Source organism: Pseudomonas sp. PDM28 (genome assembly GCF_019219115.1).
GTDB lineage: Bacteria > Pseudomonadota > Gammaproteobacteria > Pseudomonadales > Pseudomonadaceae > Aquipseudomonas > Aquipseudomonas laurylsulfatiphila.
Window position 1 is genome coordinate 430,451 of sequence record NZ_JAHUWG010000006.1, and the last position, 21,909, is coordinate 452,359.

Consider the following 21,909-nt stretch of genomic DNA (forward strand, 5'->3'; position numbering starts at 1 on the left):
AAAGATGGCAACTCTCGAATTACGCAACGTCAACAAGACCTACGGCCCCGGCTTGCCGGACACCCTGAAAAACATCGAACTGAAAATCGATGACGGTGAGTTCCTGATCCTGGTCGGCCCGTCGGGCTGCGGTAAGTCCACGCTGATGAACTGCATCGCCGGCCTGGAAACCATCAGCGGCGGTGCGATCCTGGTGGATGACGCCGACATCAGCGGCATGAGTCCCAAGGATCGTGACATCGCCATGGTGTTCCAGTCCTACGCGCTGTACCCGACCATGAGCGTGCGCGACAACATCGCCTTCGGCCTGAAGATCCGCAAAATGCCGACCGCGGAAATCGACGAGGAAGTCGCTCGCGTATCCAAGCTGCTGCAGATCGAACACCTGCTCAGCCGCAAACCCGGCCAGCTCTCCGGCGGCCAGCAGCAGCGTGTGGCGATGGGTCGTGCATTGGCGCGGCGGCCGAAGATTTATCTGTTCGACGAACCGCTGTCCAACCTCGACGCCAAGCTGCGGGTCGAGATGCGCACCGAAATGAAACTGATGCACCAGCGCCTGAAAACCACCACGGTCTACGTGACCCACGACCAGATCGAAGCCATGACCCTGGGCGACAAGGTGGCGGTGATGAAGGACGGGATCATCCAGCAGTTCGGCACGCCGAAAGACATCTACAACAACCCGGCCAACCTCTTTGTGGCGAGCTTCATCGGTTCGCCGCCGATGAACTTCATCCCGCTGCGCCTGCAGCGCAAGGACGGTCGCCTGCTGGCGCTGCTCGACAGCGGCCAGGCCCGTTGCGAGCTGCCGCTGGGCATGCAGGACGCCGGTCTCGAAGATCGCGAAGTGATCCTCGGCATGCGCCCTGAACAGATCATCCTGGCCAACGGTGAAGCGAACGGTTTGCCGACCATTCGTGCCGAAGTCCAGGTCACCGAACCGACCGGGCCGGACACCCTGGTCTTCGTCAACCTCAATGACACCAAGGTCTGCTGCCGCCTGGCACCGGACGTGGCGCCGGCGGTGGGGGAGACCCTGACCCTGCAATTCGATCCGGCGAAAGTACTGCTGTTCGATGCCAAGACAGGGGAGCGCCTGGGGGTGGCCGGCGTGCCGAAAACCGAAACGCACAGCGCCAACGTCGCCCAATTCAAAGGCCGCTGAAGAATAAACCTGTAGGAGCGAGCCTGCTCGCGATGGACGTCAACGATGACACTGGAAACCTGATATCCCACGGCGTTCTCAGGTTTCTCGCGAGCAAGCTCGCTCCTACAGGGGGGGATTCGCAATGCACGGCCTGTCGCGCATTGCACCGGATGTAACCGCGTTAAAAAAAAGAAAAGTTAATAACAATAAAACGAGGATGTAGGGATGAAGATGAAGAACAAGGCCCGGTTGATCTGCCAGGTTTCAGCAGCGGCAGCACTGGTTCTGGCCGGCAATGCGATGGCCGATGAAGCGTTCAGCTCCGACTCCAAGTGGATGACGGGCGATTGGGGTGGCGAGCGTACCAAGCTGATCGAGCAAGGCATCGACATCAAGATGGACTACGTCGGTGAAGTCGGCGGCAACCTGCATGGCGGCTTCAACGATGACAAGACCGCGCGCTACGCCGACCAGTTTGGCCTGGGCGCGGCGCTGGACCTGGAAAAACTGTTCGGCTGGGACAACACCCAGGCCAAGATCCAGCTCACCAACCGTAACGGCGAGAACATCTCCAATGACCGTATCGGCGACCCGCGTGCCGGCACCTTGAGTTCCTCCCAGGAAGTCTACGGTCGTGGCCACATGGTGCGTCTGACCCAGTTGTGGATTCAGCACCAGTTCTTCGACAACAAGCTGGACGTCAAGGCCGGTTACTTCGGTGAAGGTGAGGACTTCAACACCTTCCCGTGCGAATTCCAGAACCTGGCGTTCTGCGGATCCCAGGTCGGTAACTGGGCCACAAACATCTGGTACAACTGGCCGGTCAGCCAGGCAGCGATCCGAGTGAAGTACCACATCAATGACGAGCTTTATGCTCAGATCGGTGCGTACAACCAGAACCCGACGCAACTGGAACACGGTAACGGCTTCAAGCTCAGCGGCAGTGGTACTGAAGGCACCGTGTTGCCGGTCGAGCTGGTCTGGTCGCCGAAGGTCAACAACCTGCCGGGCGAATACCGTGTCGGTTACTACAAAAGCACAGCCAATGCCGACGACGTTCTCAAGGACGACAACGGCCAGGATGCCGCGACCACTGGCAACCCTTATCGCGTCCACGATAGCAAGCACGGCTACTGGTTCGTCGCACAGCAGCAACTCACCAGCCACAACGGCGATGCTTCCCGTGGCCTGAACATCGCGGCCAACGCCACCTTCCACGACAAGGACACTAACTTCATCGACAACTACCAGTCGTTGATGTTCGTGTACAAGGGCCCGTTCGACGCACGTCCGAAGGATGACGTGGGCATCGGTTTCGCCCGTATCCATGTCAACGATGACGTGAAGAAAAACGCCGAGCTGACCAACGCGGCCAACGGTGTTTCGGAATACGACAATCCGCTGTTCTCGCCCATTCGTGAAACCGAATACAACTACGAGATCAACTACGGCTTCCACGTGACCAACTGGCTGACCGTACGTCCCAACCTGCAATACGTCACTCACCCGGGTGGTGTGGATGAAGTCGACAACGCGCTGGTGGCCGGCCTGAAAATTCAGTCGGTGTTCTAACGCGTCTGCGATAAGCTTCTCTCCATGTGCGCATATTTGCGGACAGCCATGGCTGTCCGCTTTTTTTTGCGGGCCGCGCACCCCGGTGACAGATGATTTTCAGGACCGTGGCACATGCTTGAGCATCCGCTACAACGCTTCTTCAAATCCTTGCGCGAACGTCCGGTGTTCGCGTGGGAGCGCTATCAGATGCGCGACGTGCTGGTGATCGATCATCCGCTGTGTCAGGCGGTGTTCAGTCGGCAGGGCGCGCAGTTGCTGCACTTCCAGCCCAAGGGGCAAAAGCCCTGGCTGTGGTGCGCGGCAAAGTGGCCGCAGGTCGGGGCCATTCGCGGGGGGGTGCCGGTGTGTTGGCCCTGGTATGGCCGGCATCCGAGCGAAAACGCCTGGCCGTCCCATGGCTGGGCGCGGCTGCTCGACTGGAAGCTCCTCGACAGCAACAGTGACGACGAAGGCGTGCGATTGCACTGGCAGCTGAAGTTGTGCGACTGGCAGGTGGACCTGCATGCGCACCTGGGTGAGCGCATGGACTTGCGCCTGAGCACCGAGCACCAGGACGACATGCCGTGCCAGATGAGCCAGGCTTTGCACGCTTACTGGCGTATTGGCGATGTCAGTGAGATAGCGCTGTCCGGGCTCGAAGGCGCGCAGGGTTATGACCAGTTGAGCCGACAGGTTTGTCAGCAGGAAGGCGAGTTGCGCGTGGACGGCGGTTGCCAGCGGGTGTTCCAGCATGACGGCGAATTACAGCTCAACGACCACGCCTGGCAGCGGGCGTTGTGCATCGACACGGGCGAAACGGCCGACACGGTGGTGTGGCATCCCGGTTCGCGACCGTTGCTCGGCGTGACCTGGAACGAGATATCCGAATTTGTTTGCGTAGAGGCAGCAAGCGGTGGCACCGACAGCCTGTGCCTGAAGCCTGGGGAGCGGGCGCATTTGAGTTTGCAGGCGCGGGTGGGGGGTTAGATTTGTGCTGTTGCTGCTGGCCTCATCGCTGGCAAGCCAGCTCCCACAGGTTTCATTGGCGCTCGCGAATTTTAGGTTCGGCGCGGACACTGTGGGAGCGGGCTTGCCCGCGAAGAGGCCAGAGCCGGCAATAGAGATCTAGTTGAACTCATCCCCCACCGGATACCGGCTGGCATTCAAGCTTTCCTTGATCTTGCGCAAATGCGGCTGGAAATCCACGCCCCGGCGCAAGGTCATGCCCGTGGCGAGAACGTCCAGCACGGTCAGCTGGATGATCCGCGACGTCATCGGCATGTAGATGTCGGTGTCTTCCGGCAGCGGAATGTTCAGGCTCAGGGTGCTGGCCTTGGCCAGCGGCGAGTTCTCGGCGGTCAGGCCCAGCACCGAGGCGCCGTTTTCCCGGGCGATACGCGCCACTTCCACCAGTTCGCGGGTGCGACCGGTGTAGGAAATGATCACGAACAGTTCGCCGGTATGGGCCACCGAGGCAATCATGCGCTGCATCAGCACGTCGGCGTGGGCGGTGACGGCGAGGTTGAAGCGGAAGAACTTGTGCTGCGCATCCAGTGCCACCGGGGCCGAGGCGCCGAGGCCGAAGAAGTGGATCTGCCGGGCCTGGATCAGCAGGTCGACGGCGCGGCTGATCAGGTTCGGGTCCAGTGCCTGGCAGGCGCTGTCCAGCGAGGCGATGGCGCTGCCGAAGATCTTCTGGGTATAGGCCTCCGGATTGTCATCGGCCTCCACCGCGCGGCTGACGTACGCAGCACCACTGGCCAGGCTTTGGGCCAGTTGCAGCTTGAGTTCGGGGTAGCCGCTGACGCCGAACGAACGGCAGAAACGGTTGACCGTCGGCTCGCTGACCGAGGCGGCCTGGGCGAGGGCGGCGATGCTGAAGCGGGTGGCCTGCTGCGGGTTGAGCAGGATCACCTCGGCGACTTTGCGCTCGGCCTTGTTCAGCTCTTCAAGGCGATTCTGGATCTGCTCCAGTAAATTTCGCACGCGGTCCATATAAGTATCCTTGATTCACCGGCGCCGATAAGCGCGCGGCTAATGCAAAAAGGGCCTTTGGTGAGGCCCATGACGGTGGCCTATCCTACTGATGGCTCAGACCGACCACCACTCGGAATCTGTATTTTGCGAAAATGTTGTGGTTATTACTACATTTTCCCTTGAGTGATGCCTTGAAAAAAGGTATTTGTAGCTTAACTTGATAAAAGAACAAACATCATGCTCTCGATTACGGTTGAACCGTGCACCTTTGCCTTGTTCGGCGCCCTTGGCGATCTGGCCTTGCGCAAGCTGTTTCCTGCCCTTTATCAACTCGACGGCGCCGGCCTGTTGCATGAGGACACGCGAATCATCGCGCTGGCACGTGAGCCGGGTAGCGAGCAGGAACACCTGACGTTCATCGCCTCCGAGCTGCGCCGCTATGTCGGTGCCAAAGAGCTGGATGAAGCCGTGCTCGAGCGCTTTCTGGCGCGCCTGAGCTACCTGCACGTCGACTTCCTCAAGTCCGAAGATTATGTGGCCCTGGCCGAAGTGGCCGGTACCACGCAACGGGTCATTGCCTACTTCGCCACGCCGGCCGCCGTCTACGGCGCAATCTGCGAGAACCTGGCCAAGGTCGGCCTGGCGCAAAACACCCGCGTGGTGCTGGAAAAGCCCATCGGTTCGGACCTGGAATCCTCGCGCAAGGTCAACGACGCCGTGGCGCAGTTCTTCCCGGAGAACCGCACCTACCGCATCGACCACTACCTGGGCAAAGAGACCGTCCAGAACCTGATCGCCCTGCGTTTCGCCAACAGCCTGTTCGAAACCCAGTGGAACCAGAATTACATTTCCCACGTGGAAATCACCGTGGCCGAGAAGGTCGGCATCGAAGGCCGCTGGGGTTACTTCGACAAGGCCGGCCAGCTGCGCGACATGATCCAGAACCACCTGCTGCAACTGCTCTGTCTGATCGCCATGGACCCGCCGGCCGACCTGTCCGCCGACAGCATCCGTGACGAGAAGGTCAAGGTGCTCAAGGCCCTGGCGCCGATCAGCCCGGAAGGCCTGACCACCCAGGTGGTGCGCGGCCAGTACATCGCCGGCTACAGCGAAGGCAAAGCGGTGCCGGGGTACCTGGAAGAACCCAATTCCAACACCCAGAGCGACACCGAGACCTTTGTCGCCCTGCGTGCCGACATCCGCAACTGGCGCTGGGCCGGCGTGCCGTTTTACCTGCGTACCGGCAAGCGCATGCCGCAGAAGCTGTCGCAGATCGTCATCCACTTCAAGGAACCGTCGCACTACATCTTCGCTCCCGAGCAGCGCCTGCAAATCAGCAACAAGCTGATTATCCGCCTGCAGCCCGACGAAGGCATTTCCTTGCGTGTGATGACCAAAGACCAGGGCCTGGACAAAGGCATGCAGCTGCGCAGTGGTCCGTTGCAGCTGAATTTTTCCGACACCTGGAGCAGCGCACGGATTCCCGATGCCTACGAGCGGTTGTTGCTGGAAGTGATGCGCGGCAATCAGAACCTGTTTGTCCGTAAAGATGAAATCGAAGCCGCGTGGAAGTGGTGTGACCAGTTGATCGCCGGGTGGAAAAAATCCGGTGATGCGCCCAAGCCGTACGCGGCCGGGTCCTGGGGGCCGATGAGCTCCATTGCTCTGATCACGCGGGACGGGAGGTCGTGGTATGGCGATATCTAAACTGAAACTGCCGCAGGGCGTCAGCGCCCATGCGTTCAAGAGCCCGGTGTTGCTGGCTGAAAGCCTGGCACTGAATGTGGCCAAACAATTGAGCGACGCGATCGACACCCAGGGCACTGCGACCCTGGTGGTCTCCGGTGGCCGCAGTCCGGTGGCGTTTTTCCAGCACTTGGCCAAGCAGTCGCTGGACTGGTCGAACGTGGTGGTCAGCCTGGCCGACGAGCGTTGGGTGCCGGTGGAACACGCCGACAGCAACGCGGGCCTGATCAAGCGTTATCTGTTGCAAGGTCCTGCGGCCAAGGCGCAGTTCCTGAGCCTGTACAGCGCCAGCGCCAACCTTGAACAGGCGGCGGAGCAGGCCGACCGCTTGCTGTCCGAACTGCCGGTGATCGACGTGCTGATCCTCGGTATGGGCGATGACGGCCACACCGCGTCGCTGTTCCCCAACAGCCCGAACCTTGCCGAGGCATTGCAGGCCGATGGCGTGCGTCGTTGCTGGCCGATGCTGGCGCCGACCGTGCCACATCAGCGCCTGACCATGAGCCGCGCGCTGCTGGCTTCGGCCAAGCATAAGGTTCTATCGATTTCCGGTCAGTCCAAGCTGACCACCCTGAGTACCGCACTGGCCGGCGACGATATCGCCGCAATGCCGGTGCGCGCATTTCTGCAACCCACGTTAGAGATTTTCTGGTGCCCATGAGCCAAGGAACAGCCGCTATGACAAACCCATCCCCGACCGTTTCCATGGCGGACAAAGTTGCCCTGATCGACAGTCTCTGTGCGAAAGCGCGGATCCTGCCGGTGATCACCATCGCCCGCGAGCAGGACGTCCTGCCGCTGGCCGACGCGCTCGCGGCCGGTGGCCTGACAGCCCTGGAAGTGACCCTGCGTTCGCAATTCGGCCTCAAGGCCATCCAGATTCTGCGCGAGCAGCGTCCGGAATTGGTGACCGGTGCCGGCACCGTGCTGGATCGCCAGATGCTGGCGGCGGCGGAAGCGGCGGGCTCGCAGTTTATCGTCACGCCGGGCATCACCCGTGACTTGCTGGAAGCCAGCGTCGCCAGCCCGATTCCACTGTTGCCAGGCATCAGCAATGCTTCGGGCATCATGGAAGGCTACGGCCTGGGTTACCGCCGCTTCAAGCTGTTCCCGGCCGAAGTCAGCGGTGGCGTTGCGGCCATTAAGGCGTTGGGCGGCCCGTTCGGCGAAGTGAAATTCTGCCCGACCGGCGGCGTGGGCCCGGCCAACATCAAGAGCTACATGGCGCTGAAAAACGTCATGTGCGTGGGCGGTAGCTGGATGCTTGATCCGGAGTGGATCAAGAACGGCGACTGGGCCCGCATTCAGGAATGCACCGCCGAGGCCCTGGCGCTGCTGGACTGATCGCTTCACCCTACACTTCGTTGTGTGTTCTACGGCTTTACGGTGCGCTTGGTCGGTGCACCGTTTTTTTTGCCTGTCGTATTTGATCACAGGAACTAACGTCATAACTTAAAACATAATGCCGCCCTGTTTTTACTCAGTTTGGATATTCTGAGCCGGCCACCTGTATGGAACAGGTATTAAAAATGAATAGGGATATTAAAATGGAAGATTTCATTAAAGCTGCGCACTCTAACGATCTTGAAAAGACCCAGGCAACCCTGTGTGTGTTTTCGCCCGAGCAAATTGCCGGACCTTATTTCCGGAACGACCGACTTGAACGATATGACATAACCGAGGGTGCCGATGGAGTGCCGATGGAGTTGGTGCTCAACGTCGTCAACTTTAACACCTGCGAGCCTGTCGAAGGTCTGTTGGTGGATATCTGGCATTGTAATACCCAAGGGCTTTACTCGGGATGGAGTGAGGTAGACCCCGATCAGGAGGCGCCTTCCGGCGAGATTGGCTCGATACCGCGAACCGATGAGGACAGCTACCTCAGGGGTTGTGGCTTTACCAACGAGTACGGTAATTGCAGTTTTCTCTCGGTGTTTCCCGGATTCTATGCCGGCCGATCCGTCCATATCCATGTGACGGTCAGGAAGTTGGATGAACAGCATAACGACCGGCATGTGGCCTATGTTGGACAACTGTATGTGCCCGAACTTATCTCTGCGCAGATCAATGAGCTTCCAGGCTACGCTGGTCGAAAGATTGCCCGGCTGAGAAATGAACAGGACGAAATCTACAGTGAAATGCACGGATCCGGCACACTGTTGAATATTGACTGGGTCAACCGGGGCACAGCTCAAGAGCGTTTATTGGGAACGGTCGTGATCGGTGTGGATCCTGACGCCTTTTCTACTTACATCACCCCCGAAGACTTTGATAAAGACACCGTCTGACGTCAGCCCAGTTCAGTCAGTGCCCTGACCAGCACATCCATGTCGGCCGCCCTGGTCGTCAGCCCCGGTGTAATGCGGATGCACGGACCGCATGCCGCACCGCTGCGGGTCACGGTGAACAGGTTGTACTCATTGAGCAGGCGCTCGGTCATGACTTGCTGGTCGGCCTGCCGGGTAAAGCGCATCGAGGTGATGCCGCAATACAGGCGCGGGTCATCCGGAGTCAGGACTTCAACGCCCGGCAACCGCCGCGCCGCACTGACCCAGCGGTTGCGCAGGTAATTGAGCCGCGAGCCCTTGGCCGCGGCCCCTCCCATCGCCCAATGTTCTTCGAGCACCAGCGGCAGGGTCAGCAGCGCCGGAATGTTGGGGGTGCTGTACGAGGTCCGGGCGCGGATGTCGGTGAGCGGGAAATGCATCTCGCCCATGTCCGGGTCGATGTCGGCCAGGCGTTCGGGGGCGATGTAGATATAGCCGAGCGTCAGCGGTGCACCGATCCACTTGTGCAGGTTGTAGCCGGCGAAGGCGATGCCCAGTTCTGTCAGGTCAAAGTCGAGTTGGCCGAGGGCATGGGCACCGTCGAGGATGACGTCGATGCCCTGTTCCTTTGCAGCGGCCGCAATCGCCTGCACCGGCATCACCAGGCCCGTGCGATGGGTGACGTGGGTCAGGGCCATCAGCTTCAGCCGTGGGTGCCGGGCGAAGGTTTCGCGGTAGGTGTTCAGCAGGCTGTCGAAGGTGGCCGGGTGTGCGTGCTCGATTTCGATCACTTCAACGCCGCGATTACGCGCCAGCCAGTGCATGGCGCCTTTGACCGTGTCGTATTCCAGATCGCAAACCAGTACCTGATCGCCGGGCTGCAGCCGGTTGTAGTTGCGGATCAGCGACTGCAAACCTTCCGACGCGTTGCGGGTCAGGGCGATGCTGTCGCCGGGGACGCCTGTCAACCTGGCCAGTTGCGCGCGGATCTTCAGGCTGTCGCCCTGTTCGAAGCGCTGGCGCACGTACACCGAATTGCTGCGATTGATCAGCTCGATGTTGCGGTGGTACTCCTCCACGACCGTGCGCGACATGCGTCCGAAGTAACCGTTCTCCAGGTTGAGCGGGCCGGGTTCGACATCGTAGCGGTCGGCAAAGGTTTGCCAGAAGGCTTCATCACGGGCACGGCGGGTGTTGTCAGGCATGAGGGTGCTCGGTAGGTGATTCAGTGACGCGGGGCCGGTTTGCCGTGTTTGGCGCGCAGCGGTTCGAGCAAGTCCGACAAACCGTTGTGATCGATTTCCTGCATCAGGGCCAGCAGGCCGCCCAATTCGCCGTGAGGGAAACCCTCCCGGGCGAACCAGTTCAAGTAAGGACCGGGCAGGTCGGCAATGATTCGACCCTTGTATTTGCCGAAGGGCATTTCACGGGTGATCAGCAGTTCGAGCTTTTCAGGATTCATCGATCGGTCGTCTTGATTCAGTCAGTCTGGAAAATACAGGCATTCTGCATGCAGGCCAAATGACAGATCATGCAAATAAAACGGATACAGATTTTTTGATAATTGATAACTGTTTGAAAAATAACGAATAGTTAAACGATTCCGAGCTGGCATGCGGGGTGCAACGGTTATTGCATCTTTCATCAACCGCAAGGAATTGAAAAATGACTGACATGAATAAAGAAGCGATTTCTGTACTCAACGACCTGATTGAAACCAGCAAGGACGGTCAGGCAGGGTTCAAGACTTGCGCTGAAGACATCAAGCACCCGGAACTCAAAACCCTGTTTATCAAGCGTTCGACCGATTGTGCTACGGCCGCTGCGGAGTTGCAGTCCGCGGTGCGTTCGATGGGTGGCGATCCGGAAACCTCCACCAGTGTCAGCGGTGACCTGCACCGTCGCTGGGTCGACGTGAAGTCGATGTTCACCGGCAAGGACGAGGAAGCCGTGCTCAATGAAGCCGAGCGCGGTGAAGACCATGCATTGAAGGCTTATCGGGATGCCATGGAGAAAATCAACAAGCACAACCTGGTGGGCATTCGTGACCTGGTTGAGCGCCAGTACCATGGTGCGCAACGCAATCACGATCAGGTCAAGGCCCTGCGTAACCAGGCGCGTGCGCGTTCGTAAGCCTGGCCGAAACCACTGTGGGAGCGAGCTTGCTCGCGATGAGGGCCTGACATTCAACATTGATGTTGACTGATCTGGCGCTATCGCGAGCAAGCTCGCTCCCACATTGTTTTTTAACTGGTCAATCAGCCGATGCTGATCGCCGGCAGCTCCGTCAGCGTCACGCTCTGTTGTTTGCGTGGCGCGAGGATTTCCGCTTCGCCATCCACCACCAGTTCATCCCGCTGATTGAACACGCGAGTGGCAATGCGTACGCGAAACTTCGGCAGCTTTTCCAGAATTTCCAGGCGCACGGTCAGGGTGTCGCCGATCTTCACCGGTTTCTGAAAGCTCATTTGCTGGCCGATGTAGATGGTGCCCGGCCCAGGCAATTCACAGGCGACCGCCGCGCTGATCAACGCACCGCTGAACATGCCGTGGGCGATGCGCTCCTTGAACATGGTGCTGGCGGCGTATTCGGCATCCAGGTGCACCGGGTTGTGATCGCCGGACATCGCGGCGAACAACTGGATGTCACGCTCTTCGACCGTCTTGCTGAAGCTGGCGGTCTGGCCCACTTCAAGGGCTTCGTAAGGGGTGTTGGTAACCTGGGTCATCTGTCTCAATTCCTGTTACGAATTAAAAAGTCCACAAAAAACTATTCGGATCGGTGCGGCCGAGGCGTGCTCAAGGCCTGGGCGATCCAGTTCAGCACATCGGCGACGATTTCATCGCGGTTGCTCTCGTTGAACAGTTCGTGCCGGGCCTGCGGGTAAACGGTCAGTTGCAGGTGCCGGCTGCCGGCCGCCCGCAACGCGTCAGCCAGATCCTTGAGACGTTTGCCTTCGCTCACCGGATCACATTCGCCACCAATCACCAGCAGCGGCAGGCCCGGGTCAATCTGGGCGAGATTGGACGCTTTGCTGATTTGCTGCAAGCCACCGAGCAAATCGATCCACAGTTGATTGGTGCAGCGGAAACCGCAGAGCGGGTCGTTGACGTACAGGTCGACCTGCGCCGGATCACGACTGAGCCAGTCGAACGGCGTGCGTGCCGGTTTGAATCTGTTGTTGAACGAACCGAATGACAGCCATTCGATCAATGCGCTGCGGCCTTTGCCGCCCTGGCGCAGGCGTTCGAAACGGGCGATTTGCCGTGCCGCGCGATAAAGCGCCACGGGCTGGAAGTTCGAGCCGCTGAGGATGGCCCCGTGCAGGCTGGCACTGTGGTGCAGCAGATAGGCCTGGGCTATGTAACTGCCCATGCTGTGACCGAGCAGCACGATCGGTATGCCAGGGTGCTGTTGGCCGATGTGCTGGTTGAGGCACGCCAGGTCGCTGACGACCTTGCACCAGCCGTCGTCATCGGCGAAATGCCCCAGCGTCCCGTTTTCGGCAGTTTTGCCATGTCCACGCAGGTCCGGCGCACACACGCCGTAGCCCTGATCACAGAGTTTTTCCGCAAGGGCTCCATAACGGCCGCTGTGTTCGGCCATGCCATGGGCCAGCAGAATCATTGCCTTGAGACTGCCGTCGGGTAGCCACTGGTTGACGAAGAGGCGGCTGTGGTCGCTCGTGGTCAGCCAGAAAGTGTCATGGATCATGGCGGTTCCTTTGCACTGAGTCGTTGCATTGTATAGCGCATCCCGTTGCATGCGTCTGATCAGCCCACAGCAAGGCAGGAAGATTCACGCGATCAATGACGGCTTTGCGCATATTTGCCTGAATCGCCATAGCTGCTAGTGTCCGTGAAGCTCCGCTTTTCGCTTTCTGCCTTTGAGGGATCAGGGAGAAATGACAGAAATGCGGCCCCGGATAGATTCAGGTAAAGAGGACAAGAACAATGCAACCTGATTTCTGGAATGACAAACGCCCGGCCGGCGTCCCCCTGGATATCGATCTGGGTGCCTACAAGTCGGTGATCGAGGTGTTCGAGCGTTCCTGCAAGAAGTTTGCTGATCGCCCTGCGTTCAGCAACATGGGCGTGACCCTGACCTACGCCGAACTGGAACGCCAGAGCGCTGCTTTCGCCGGCTACCTGCAAGCCCACACCGACCTGGTGCCAGGTGACCGCATCGCCGTGCAGATGCCCAACGTCCTGCATTACCCCATTGCCGTGTTCGGCGCTTTGCGCGCCGGGTTGATCGTGGTCAACACCAACCCGTTGTACACCGCGCGGGAAATGCGTCACCAGTTCAAGGATTCCGGTGCCCGGGCGCTGGTGTACCTGAACGTGTTCGGCCAGAAAGTCCAGGAAGTGCTCCCCGACACTGACATCCAGTACCTGATCGAAGCGAAGATGGGCGACCTGATGCCCACCGCCAAGGGTTGGCTGGTCAACACTGTGGTGAGCAAGGTCAAGAAGATGGTCCCGGACTATTCCTTGCCCCAGGCCGTCTCTTTCAAGAGCGCATTGCGCATGGGCCGTGGCCTGGGCATCAAGCCGCTGAAGGTCGGCCTCGACGACATCGCCGTGCTGCAATACACCGGTGGCACCACGGGCCTGGCCAAGGGCGCGATGCTGACCCACGGCAACCTGGTGGCGAACATGCAGCAGGCACGGGCCTGCCTCAGCCAGTCGGCCAGCGACGGTCAGCCGTTGCTGCGTGAAGGCCAGGAGGTGATGATCGCGCCGCTGCCGCTGTACCACATCTATGCCTTCACAGCGAACTGCATGTGCATGATGGTGACGGGCAACCACAACGTACTGATCACCAACCCACGGGACATCGCCGGCTTCATCAAGGAACTGAAGAACTGGCGGTTCTCGGCGCTGCTGGGGCTCAACACACTGTTCGTCGCGCTGATGGATCACCCGGATTTCAAGACCCTGGACTTCTCCAGCCTCAAGCTCACCAACTCCGGTGGCACCGCACTGGTCAAGGCTACGGCCGAGCGCTGGGAACAACTGACCGGTTGCCGCATCACCGAAGGTTACGGCCTGACCGAAACCTCGCCGGTGGCTTGTACCAACCCCTATGGCGACCAGTCCCGGATCGGCACGGTCGGCCTGCCGGTGCCGGGCACCACGCTGAAAGTCATCAACGATGACGGCGTCGAACAACCTTTGGGTGAGCGCGGCGAGTTGTGCATCAAGGGCCCGCAGATCATGAAGGGCTACTGGCAGAAACCTGAAGCCACGGCCGAAGTGCTGGATGCCGAGGGCTGGTTCAAGTCCGGTGACATTGCGGTGATCGACCCGGACGGTTTCGTGCGCATCGTTGACCGCAAGAAGGACATGATCATTGTCTCGGGTTTCAACGTGTACCCGAACGAAATCGAGGACGTGGTGATGGCTCACCCGAATGTCGCCAACTGTGCGGTCATCGGTGTGCCTGACGAACGGTCGGGGGAGGCGGTGAAACTGTTCGTGGTGGCCCGTGAAGCGGGCGTCAGCCTTGAAGAGCTGAAGGCTTACTGCAAGGAGAACTTCACGGCGTATAAAGTACCGAAGCACATCGTGCTGCGTGAGTCGCTGCCGATGACGCCAGTGGGCAAGATCCTGCGGCGGGAGTTGCGTGATATCGCCTGATCGGTGAATGGCCGCGCTTCGCGCGGATCGCGGGCAAGCCACGCTCCCACAGATTCACTGTTGTGCACACACTTTGTGTACGACGCGGACCTTGTGGGAGCGGGCTTGCCCGCGATGCTTTTCGGCGTACGCTAGAGCCCCGAATTCCGTGGCTTTCAGGGCTTAATAGGTTTTTTGCTCTAAAATGACTGTTTGTAAGTCTTGAGTCACAAATGTGACCGTAGAGGCCGCTTTTGGCTCTAGTCGACCCTTGGCAAAGCTGCTACTCTCGGCGCGCTTTGTGACTTCTCGGCCTTCTATCAGCCAGATTCACCAATGACCAAACACCAATAATAATCGCATCAAATGCGGTGCTGAATTCGCGTTGCTGAGGAGTGGGCTTCCATGATCGAAGACTTTTGGAAGGATAAGTACCCAGCTGGAATTGCTGCCGACATCAATCCAGACGAGTATCCGAATATTCAGGCAGTGTTGAAGCAATCCTGCCAACGCTTCGCCAACAAGCCGGCGTTCAGCAACCTGGGCAAGACACTCACCTACGGTGAACTGTACGAATTGTCCGGTGCGTTTGCCGCTTATCTGCAACAGCATACCGATTTGCAGCCTGGCGATCGAATCGCCGTGCAACTGCCCAACGTATTGCAGTACCCGGTTGCCGTCTTCGGCGCCATCCGCGCCGGGCTGATCGTGGTCAACACCAACCCGCTGTACACCGCGCGGGAGATGGAACACCAATTCAACGACTCCGGTGCCAAGGCCCTGGTCTGCCTGGCCAACATGGCGCACCTGGCGGAAACCGTGGTGCCGAAAACCGGCGTCAAGCACGTGATCGTCACCGAAGTCGCCGACCTGCTGCCGCCGCTCAAGCGTCTGCTGGTCAACAGCGTCATCAAGTACGTGAAGAAGATGGTGCCGGCCTATCACTTGCCAAAAGCCGTCAAGTTCAACGACGTGCTGAGCAAAGGCCAGGGCCAGCCAGTGGCGGAAGCCAATCCGGCCAGCAGCGATGTCGCGGTGCTGCAATACACCGGCGGCACTACCGGTGTGGCCAAGGGCGCGATGCTGACCCACCGCAACCTGGTGGCGAACATGCTGCAGTGCAAGGCGCTGATGGGGTCCAACCTCAATGAAGGCTGCGAGATCCTGATCACACCGCTGCCGCTGTACCACATCTATGCCTTCACGTTTCACTGCATGGCGATGATGCTGATCGGCAACCACAACATCCTGATCAGTAACCCGCGTGACCTGCCGGCGATGGTCAAGGAACTGTCGAAGTGGAAGTTCAGCGGCTTCGTCGGTTTGAATACGCTGTTCGTGGCGCTGTGCAACAACGAAGGCTTCCGCAAGCTGGACTTCTCCGCGCTGAAAGTCACCTTGTCGGGCGGCATGGCCCTGCAACTGGCCGCGGCCGAACGCTGGAAGGCGGTCACCGGTTGCGCCATCTGCGAAGGCTACGGCATGACCGAAACCAGCCCGGTGGCCACGGTCAACCCGATCCAGCACATCCAGATTGGCACCATCGGCATTCCGGTGCCGTCGACCCTGTGCAAAATCATCAACGATGCCGGTGTCGAACAACCGATGGGCGAAATCGGCGAACTGTGCGTGAAGGGTCCGCAGGTCATGAAGGGCTACTGGCAGCGACAGGAAGCCACCGATGAAATCCTCGACAGCGAAGGCTGGTTGAAGACCGGTGACATCGCGCTGATCCAGCCTGATGGCTACATGCGTATTGTCGATCGCAAGAAAGACATGATCCTGGTGTCCGGTTTCAACGTGTACCCGAACGAGCTCGAAGACGTGCTGGCGACCCTGCCGGGCGTGCTGCAATGTGCGGCCATCGGTGTGCCGGACGAGAAGTCGGGCGAAGCGATCAAGATTTTCATCGTCGCCAAGCCAGGCGTGACCCTGACCAAGGAGCAAGTGATGGAGCACATGCGCGCCAACGTCACCGGCTACAAGGTCCCGCGCTCCGTGGAGTTCCGCGATGCACTGCCGACCACCAACGTCGGCAAGATCCTGCGTCGTGAATTGCGCGATGAAGAGCTGAAGAAGATCAACGCGAAGAAAGCCACCGCGTAATCAACAAAAAGCCCCGCAGATGCGGGGCTTTTTGTTGGTGCCGACTTTTGGCGAAGGGGCTTTGGTGGCGAGGGGGCTTGCCCCCGTTGGGCTGCGAAGCGGCCCCAAATCCTGCAGTTGCGGTAACTCAGGCACACCGCGCAGATTGAATTGGCGACGGCTGCGCCGCCGAACGGGGGCAAGCCCCCTCGCCACAAAGTTCTGTGAATTATTGGCGAAACGGCGCGAAGTTGACGTTGGTGCCCGCCGGGCGCATGTCTTGCAGGAAGGAGTCCTTGTCGGCGCTCAGTTCCAGGCTCAATGCCGCCTTGCGCTTGCCTTCATTACGTACCACCAGCCCCTCGAGCTTCTCGCGCAGGAACACGGTCGGCACCTTCAGGTGCAGCAGTTCGTCGGTGGCCGGCGTGTGCATCAGCAGGTGGATCCACTCGTACTGACCGATTGCCAGGCGCGTCACCGGGAGGTCGAACCACCAGATGTTGCGATTACGGTTCAATTCGGCGAAGTGGCAGTTGTTGACGCCAAGCACAGCACCGCCGAGTTCCTGGTTTCTGCGGGCAATGGCCTGCTTTTTATCGAGTTTCATAACATTCCTACGGGATTGGATCTTCAGCGCCATGGCCTGAACGTGTTGCGCATTCTCGGGGGTTGGCCCGCAAACATAAAGCGCAACCTGCACTGAACGATGAAATGTCGTGGTGAAAATAAATGAAACTCCCTGCAAAAGCCCTCGGTCAACCTTGTGTAACGACTTTTCTTCCCAATGAACTGTTCACAGGAGAATCACCATGAGCAGCACAACCGATAAAGTCAAAGGCATGGCCAATGAAGCCGCCGGCAACGTCAAGCAAGGGGTGGGCAAGGCCACCGGTAACGACAAATTGCGCGCCGAAGGCGTGATGCAGGAAAAGAAAGGCGAAGCCCAGCAGGCGGTTGGTAAAGCCAAGGATGCACTGAAAAAAGGCATCGACAAGGCGTGATCCGGCCTTTAATAAAGTTAAGAAGCGGCCATCCTCAGATGGCCGTTTTTGTGTCAGCCTGAACTTGAGGGAGGAAAATGTTTCAAAGTCGCGAAACAGGCTGATTTGATGTAGAAAACGGCCCCTGAGTCGCCACGACTTCAACCCAATTCCGTATGCGGCGAATGGAGACGCGAATGATTTTTCCGGACATGAGAGGCATGCCCCTGCACCGTGTGATGATGCGCACGGTCACCGAGTTCATCGCCGACGAGATGTCGACCTATGCCTCGGCGCTGGCCTATCAAATGCTGTTTTCGCTGTTTCCGTTCATCCTGTTCCTGATTGCCCTGATCGGCTTCCTGCACCTGCCGGATTTCTTCTCCTGGCTGCGCCTGCAATCGGAGCTGGTGCTGCCGCCCCAGGCGCTGGAACAGGTCAACCCGGTAATCGACCAGCTTCAGCAGGCCAAGGGTGGTTTGCTCTCGGTGGGTATCGTGATTGCGCTGTATACCGCCTCTGCCGGTGTGCGGCTGATGATGAGCGCGATGAACGCGGCCTACGACGTGGTTGAAGGGCGCCCGCTGTGGAAACGCTTCCCGTTGTCGATCATCTACACCGTCGGCATTGCCGGCATGCTGCTGATCGCCGCCGCGCTGATGGTGCTCGGGCCGCAGGTGATGGGCTGGATCGCTGCGCAAGTCGGCCTTGAGTATTTCATCGTCACGCTCTGGACCCTCTTGCGCTGGCCGGTGATCGTGATTCTGCTGATGGTCGCGGTGGCGCTGATCTACTACGTCATGCCCGACGTCAAACAGGAATTCCGCTTCATCACGCCGGGCTCGGTGCTGGCGGTGGTGGTGTGGATCATTGCCTCCCTGGGCTTCGGTTTGTACGTCAAGGAGTTCGCCAACTACAACGCCATGTATGGCAGTATCGGTGCGATCATCGTGCTGTTGCTGTACTTCTACATTTCCGCCGCGGTGCTGCTGCTGGGCGCGGAGATGAACGCGGTGATCGAACACATGTCGCGAGAGGGCAAGGACCCTGGGGAAAAAGTGGCTGGCGAGCATGGTCCCGTCCATGAGGAAAAACACCACGTCTCGGGCCTGGGCCGCGATCACTCAATCAAACCGACCATTGATGAAACCTGATCATGATTCGTGAAATTCTGAAAATGGGCGACGAACGCCTGCTGCGCATTGCCCCGCCAGTCCCGGCCGAGATGTTCGACAGCCCCGAGCTGTGGCAACTGATCGATGACATGTTCCAGACCATGGAAAGTGTGGGGGGCGTTGGCCTGGCGGCTCCGCAGATCGGCGTCGACCTGCAACTGGTGATCTTCGGTTTCGAGCACAGCGAGCGTTATCCGGATGCCGAGGCCGTGCCGCAGACGATCCTGATCAACCCCTTGATCACGCCGCTGAGCCCGATCATGGAGGAGGGCTTCGAAGGCTGTTTGTCCGTACCCGGCCTGCGCGGCGCGGTGCAGCGTTACCAGCAGATCCGCTACGAAGGCGTCGACCCCAAGGGCGAGCCCATCGTGCGCGTTGCTTCGGGGTTCCACGCTCGGGTGGTGCAGCATGAGTGCGACCACCTGATCGGCCGCCTGTACCCGTCGCGCATCACCGATTTCAGCAAGTTCGGCTTCACCGAAGTGATGTTCCCGGACCTGGACCCCAACGCGGATGAATAGACTCGCTGCATACCCTGTGGGAGCGAGCTTGCTCGCGATGGCGGTGTATCAGTCGCCAACAATGTTGACTGACCGGGCCTCATCGCGAGCAAGCTCGCTCCCACATTGGATCTCCAACAGGGTTGAGTAAGTTAAATGCCTGGCGCCAACCCCATCGCAATCATCGGCTTGCTGCGCGCATACCGGCTCAACCGTTCAACCATCGCATAAGGCATCGGTGGGTCGAAAGTAAACCCGTGCCGCTCATAAAACCCGCGCAAGTCCGGATGGCAGAACAACCACACCGGCAGTTCGCAATCCTTCACCGCTGCCGCAATCAATCCGGCGGCTATGCCTTGTTCCCGGCACTGCGGATCGACAAACAACCCGGTCAGCCAATGCCCGCCGGACACCGGACGCAAACACAGAGCAGCAACTATCTGGTCACGCCGGGCCACCCAGAGCTGCGCGTCGCGCACGGCTTTCATCGACGATTGGTGAGCGCGATAGAACTTGTTCATCAATGGCCATAACGGCTCGTCGAGCAGGGTGTAGTGGGTGTCGGGCATGGTCTCGGACTGTCGGTGGGCAAAGCGGCGATTATAAAAGAACACGCGCGCCGGGATAGGTGTATACCTGATCTCACATCCCCATGAGTGGAGTACGCATCATGTCCAAAGGTATGGATTCAAAGAAAGCAGACAAGAAAAAGCCGGCGAAAACCGCTATCGAAAAGCGCGCCGACAAGAAAGCCAAAAAGGTCAATGTGTTCGGGCATTGAACCTGCGCTGACCGATCGCTCCCGCGCAATGCGGGAGCGATCACATTGAAAATAATCTGCAAGAAATCCGGGCGTCGTTGCACAGAAGAGGATTGGTTCCCGATCCGAGCAATGCCATGCCTCATTATTTCGATGCAGCCCACCGAGAAGAAATCGAAACCCTGCGCCAACGCCTCACCGCCCGCACCGAGTGGCCGACCTGGTTGCTGTTGATCGGCGTGTACGGCGCGTGGTTCACCCTTGTTCTGGGCAGTGATTCATTGGGTCTGTGGTTGAGCACGTTGTTGCTGATTCCCGTGGTGGTGCTGTGGCTGTCGGTGCAGCACGAACTGCTGCACGGTCATCCGACCCGCTGGCCGCTGTTGAACAAAATCCTCGGCTACGCACCGTTTGCCGTCTGGTATCCCTACACCTTGTATCGCGACAGCCATTTGCTGCACCACCGCGATGAAGACCTGACCATCCCCGGTCGCGATCCGGAAAGCCGATACCTGAATGCCGAGCAGTGGCAGGGCAGTTCATTGTTCGAACAAGGCCTGCACTGGTTGAACAAAACCGTGCTCGGGCGCTTTCTGCTCGGTGCGCCAATCGCCTTGCTGACGCTGGCCCGGGAAGAGCTGCAACGCCTGAAAAGCGGCGAGCGCCAGGCATGGTCGATGTGGCTCAGCCATGGCGCCTTGACCCTGTTGATGCTGCTGTTCATCGCGCGCTACAGCGTGTTGCCGGTGTGGCATTACCTGTTGCTGGTCAGCGTGCCGGCGCTGTCGATTGCGATGATTCGCTCCTACTATGAACATCGACCTCACGCGGCGCCGGAGCAACGAACCGTGCTCAATGAAGCGGCGTGGCCGTGGCGCTGGCTGTTCCTGAACCTCAATTTCCACCTGGTGCACCACGAGTTGCCGGGGTTGCCCTGGTACGATTTGCCCCGCGCCTATTGGGCCCGCCGCGAGCAATGGCTGGCGCGTAGCGGTGGATTCCTGGTGCAGGGTTATGGGCAGCTGTGGCGAGAATACGGCGTAAAGGCCATCGACAGCCCGAGGCATCCGTTTCACTGATTTTTTTGCCAGACGCTTTCCCCCTGTGGGAGCGGGCTTGCCCGCGATGGCGATTTCAAATCCAGCACACCTGGTGACTGATCCAACGCTATCGCGGGCAAGTCGAATCGTCGCACCGCCGCTCCCACAGGGAACTTCGTTGTATGGAGATACGATGATGACCCAACACATCGCCGAACTGCTGATGTACACCCCCCCCGACCCCATCCACCAGGCCAACGAACGCTGGCTGGCGCGAATCCTCGAGCACCTGGGCGAAACCCGCGGCGATGCCGCAGGCCTGTCACTGATGGATATGTGGTTGTCGCCGCATTTGCTGCTCACCCAAACCTGCGGCTATCCACTGATGACGGCATTGCGCGGCAAGGTCCGGGTGCTGGGGCGGCCGCGTTACGAGCTGCCGGACAGCAGCGGCGGCAATCACTGCAGTCTGATCCTGGGACGGGTCGATGATCCGCGCCAGACCCTGGCGGATTTTCGCAACAGCCGAGGCGTGATCAATGGCCATGACTCCAACAGCGGCATGAATTTGCTGCGCCACCGGTTGGCGCCGTTGCAGCGTGACGGGCGTTTTTTTGCCGAGGTCGGCATCAGCGGCAGCCATCGCGAAAGCCTGCGCTGGTTACGCGAGGACCTCGCCGATCTGGCGGCCATCGACAGCGTGACATTTGCCAATCTGGCCCGGTACGCCGAGGAAGAAGTGACCGGTTTGCGCGTGATTGCCCGCAGTGCATTGAGTCCGACGTTGCCCTACATCACGGCAGCCACCGTTAGCGATCAGCAGGCTGAAGGGCTATTGCAGGCGATGAATCAGGCGTTGTGCGAATTGCCTGACGTCGCCGAAATCCTCGGGTTGCCAGAGGTGCTGCCGGCTAGCGAAAGCGACTATCAGGTTGTGTTCGATTATCAGCGTGAGGCCGAGGCGCTGGGGTATGGGGATTTGCGATAGGGCGCAAATGTCGGGTCGACAGGTCCATTTTTCGCGGGCAAGCCACGCTCCCACAGGGTTTCGGTGTA

General features: G+C 59.4%; 22 protein-coding genes. 15 read left to right on the forward strand and 7 right to left on the reverse strand.

Features of this window, described 5'->3' with window-relative positions; translation table 11 throughout:
• Positions 1-4 precede the first annotated feature (4 nt).
• From KW841_RS16380 to KW841_RS16390, 3 genes are all read left to right on the forward strand, one after another.
• Complete coding sequence (locus KW841_RS16380) at positions 5-1,165, forward strand: ABC transporter ATP-binding protein (RefSeq protein ID WP_218478016.1); 1,161 nt, start codon at positions 5-7, stop codon at positions 1,163-1,165.
• A 207-nt stretch (positions 1,166-1,372) separates the two neighbouring features.
• Positions 1,373-2,719, forward strand: a complete 1,347-nt coding sequence (locus KW841_RS16385) for a carbohydrate porin (protein ID WP_007974436.1) — start codon at positions 1,373-1,375, stop codon at positions 2,717-2,719.
• Positions 2,720-2,833: 114 nt separating this feature from the next.
• Positions 2,834-3,688 (forward strand): D-hexose-6-phosphate mutarotase, encoded by an 855-nt coding sequence (locus KW841_RS16390; RefSeq protein WP_218478018.1) that lies wholly within the window; start codon positions 2,834-2,836, stop codon positions 3,686-3,688.
• A gap of 138 nt (positions 3,689-3,826) precedes the next feature.
• Here KW841_RS16390 and KW841_RS16395 read toward each other — a convergent pair whose 3' ends face one another.
• Positions 3,827-4,687, reverse strand: a complete 861-nt coding sequence (locus tag KW841_RS16395) for a MurR/RpiR family transcriptional regulator (RefSeq protein WP_170948639.1) — start codon at positions 4,685-4,687, stop codon at positions 3,827-3,829.
• A gap of 228 nt (positions 4,688-4,915) precedes the next feature.
• On the opposite strand from KW841_RS16395, the gene zwf reads away from it, so the two are divergent.
• The 4 genes from zwf (at position 4,916) to KW841_RS16415 (ending at position 8,712) form a co-directional block, all read left to right on the forward strand.
• A complete protein-coding gene (gene zwf / locus KW841_RS16400; protein ID WP_104449183.1) occupies positions 4,916-6,385 on the forward strand; it encodes a glucose-6-phosphate dehydrogenase in 1,470 nt (489 codons plus the stop codon).
• Positions 6,372-7,085, forward strand: coding sequence for a 6-phosphogluconolactonase (gene pgl / locus KW841_RS16405; RefSeq protein ID WP_218478026.1), 714 nt, complete (start codon positions 6,372-6,374; stop codon positions 7,083-7,085). The genes zwf and pgl overlap by 14 nt, the downstream gene beginning before the upstream one ends.
• Before the next feature lie 17 nt (positions 7,086-7,102).
• Positions 7,103-7,768 (forward strand): bifunctional 4-hydroxy-2-oxoglutarate aldolase/2-dehydro-3-deoxy-phosphogluconate aldolase, encoded by a 666-nt coding sequence (locus tag KW841_RS16410; RefSeq protein WP_104449181.1) that lies wholly within the window; start codon positions 7,103-7,105, stop codon positions 7,766-7,768.
• A 203-nt stretch (positions 7,769-7,971) separates the two neighbouring features.
• The gene (locus KW841_RS16415) at positions 7,972-8,712 is read left to right on the forward strand and encodes an intradiol ring-cleavage dioxygenase (RefSeq protein ID WP_218478037.1); all 741 of its coding nucleotides are present in this window, start codon (positions 7,972-7,974) and stop codon (positions 8,710-8,712) included.
• Between the two features lie 2 nt (positions 8,713-8,714).
• Here the strand turns inward: KW841_RS16415 and KW841_RS16420 are convergent, their stop codons facing one another.
• Complete coding sequence (locus tag KW841_RS16420) at positions 8,715-9,896, reverse strand: aminotransferase class V-fold PLP-dependent enzyme (protein WP_218478039.1); 1,182 nt, start codon at positions 9,894-9,896, stop codon at positions 8,715-8,717.
• A 20-nt stretch (positions 9,897-9,916) separates the two neighbouring features.
• Positions 9,917-10,153, reverse strand: coding sequence for a DUF3820 family protein (locus KW841_RS16425; protein WP_003227425.1), 237 nt, complete (start codon positions 10,151-10,153; stop codon positions 9,917-9,919).
• Positions 10,154-10,356: 203 nt separating this feature from the next.
• Here KW841_RS16425 and KW841_RS16430 point away from each other — a divergent pair, with 203 nt between their 5' ends.
• Positions 10,357-10,824 (forward strand): PA2169 family four-helix-bundle protein, encoded by a 468-nt coding sequence (locus KW841_RS16430; RefSeq protein WP_218478048.1) that lies wholly within the window; start codon positions 10,357-10,359, stop codon positions 10,822-10,824.
• Between the two features lie 125 nt (positions 10,825-10,949).
• Here KW841_RS16430 and KW841_RS16435 read toward each other — a convergent pair whose 3' ends face one another.
• Positions 10,950-11,420 carry a MaoC family dehydratase gene (locus tag KW841_RS16435; protein ID WP_007974451.1) on the reverse strand — a complete coding sequence of 157 codons (471 nt, stop codon included), beginning with the start codon at positions 11,418-11,420 and terminating at the stop codon, positions 10,950-10,952.
• A gap of 41 nt (positions 11,421-11,461) precedes the next feature.
• Complete coding sequence (locus KW841_RS16440) at positions 11,462-12,406, reverse strand: alpha/beta hydrolase (protein ID WP_218478050.1); 945 nt, start codon at positions 12,404-12,406, stop codon at positions 11,462-11,464.
• Positions 12,407-12,645: 239 nt separating this feature from the next.
• Between KW841_RS16440 and fadD2 the strand changes: the two genes are divergently transcribed.
• Positions 12,646-14,334, forward strand: a complete 1,689-nt coding sequence (fadD2, locus tag KW841_RS16445) for a long-chain-fatty-acid--CoA ligase FadD2 (RefSeq protein WP_218478082.1) — start codon at positions 12,646-12,648, stop codon at positions 14,332-14,334.
• A gap of 384 nt (positions 14,335-14,718) precedes the next feature.
• Positions 14,719-16,419, forward strand: a complete 1,701-nt coding sequence (gene fadD1 / locus KW841_RS16450) for a long-chain fatty acid--CoA ligase (RefSeq protein ID WP_218478093.1) — start codon at positions 14,719-14,721, stop codon at positions 16,417-16,419.
• Positions 16,420-16,627: 208 nt separating this feature from the next.
• On the opposite strand, the gene KW841_RS16455 is transcribed toward fadD1, so the two are convergent.
• Positions 16,628-17,005 carry a hypothetical protein gene (locus KW841_RS16455; protein WP_008054262.1) on the reverse strand — a complete coding sequence of 126 codons (378 nt, stop codon included), beginning with the start codon at positions 17,003-17,005 and terminating at the stop codon, positions 16,628-16,630.
• 202 nt (positions 17,006-17,207) lie between these two features.
• On the opposite strand from KW841_RS16455, the gene KW841_RS16460 reads away from it, so the two are divergent.
• The 3 genes from KW841_RS16460 (at position 17,208) to def (ending at position 19,074) form a co-directional block, all read left to right on the forward strand.
• The gene (locus KW841_RS16460) at positions 17,208-17,399 is read left to right on the forward strand and encodes a CsbD family protein (protein ID WP_102675617.1); all 192 of its coding nucleotides are present in this window, start codon (positions 17,208-17,210) and stop codon (positions 17,397-17,399) included.
• 176 nt (positions 17,400-17,575) lie between these two features.
• The gene (locus KW841_RS16465) at positions 17,576-18,532 is read left to right on the forward strand and encodes a YihY/virulence factor BrkB family protein (protein ID WP_217836189.1); all 957 of its coding nucleotides are present in this window, start codon (positions 17,576-17,578) and stop codon (positions 18,530-18,532) included.
• Positions 18,533-18,534: 2 nt separating this feature from the next.
• On the forward strand, positions 18,535-19,074 hold the full coding sequence (gene def, locus KW841_RS16470) for a peptide deformylase (RefSeq protein WP_104449174.1): 540 nt from the start codon (positions 18,535-18,537) through the stop codon (positions 19,072-19,074).
• Positions 19,075-19,205: 131 nt separating this feature from the next.
• Here the strand turns inward: def and KW841_RS16475 are convergent, their stop codons facing one another.
• Positions 19,206-19,622 carry a GNAT family N-acetyltransferase gene (locus tag KW841_RS16475; protein ID WP_218478095.1) on the reverse strand — a complete coding sequence of 139 codons (417 nt, stop codon included), beginning with the start codon at positions 19,620-19,622 and terminating at the stop codon, positions 19,206-19,208.
• A 328-nt stretch (positions 19,623-19,950) separates the two neighbouring features.
• Here KW841_RS16475 and KW841_RS16480 point away from each other — a divergent pair, with 328 nt between their 5' ends.
• Both KW841_RS16480 and KW841_RS16485 read left to right on the forward strand, forming a co-directional pair.
• Entirely contained in the window at positions 19,951-20,892 is a 942-nt protein-coding gene (locus tag KW841_RS16480; protein WP_218478105.1) for a fatty acid desaturase, read from the forward strand.
• Between the two features lie 157 nt (positions 20,893-21,049).
• Positions 21,050-21,841, forward strand: a complete 792-nt coding sequence (locus KW841_RS16485) for a phosphate/phosphite/phosphonate ABC transporter substrate-binding protein (RefSeq protein ID WP_218478274.1) — start codon at positions 21,050-21,052, stop codon at positions 21,839-21,841.
• Positions 21,842-21,909 lie beyond the last annotated feature (68 nt).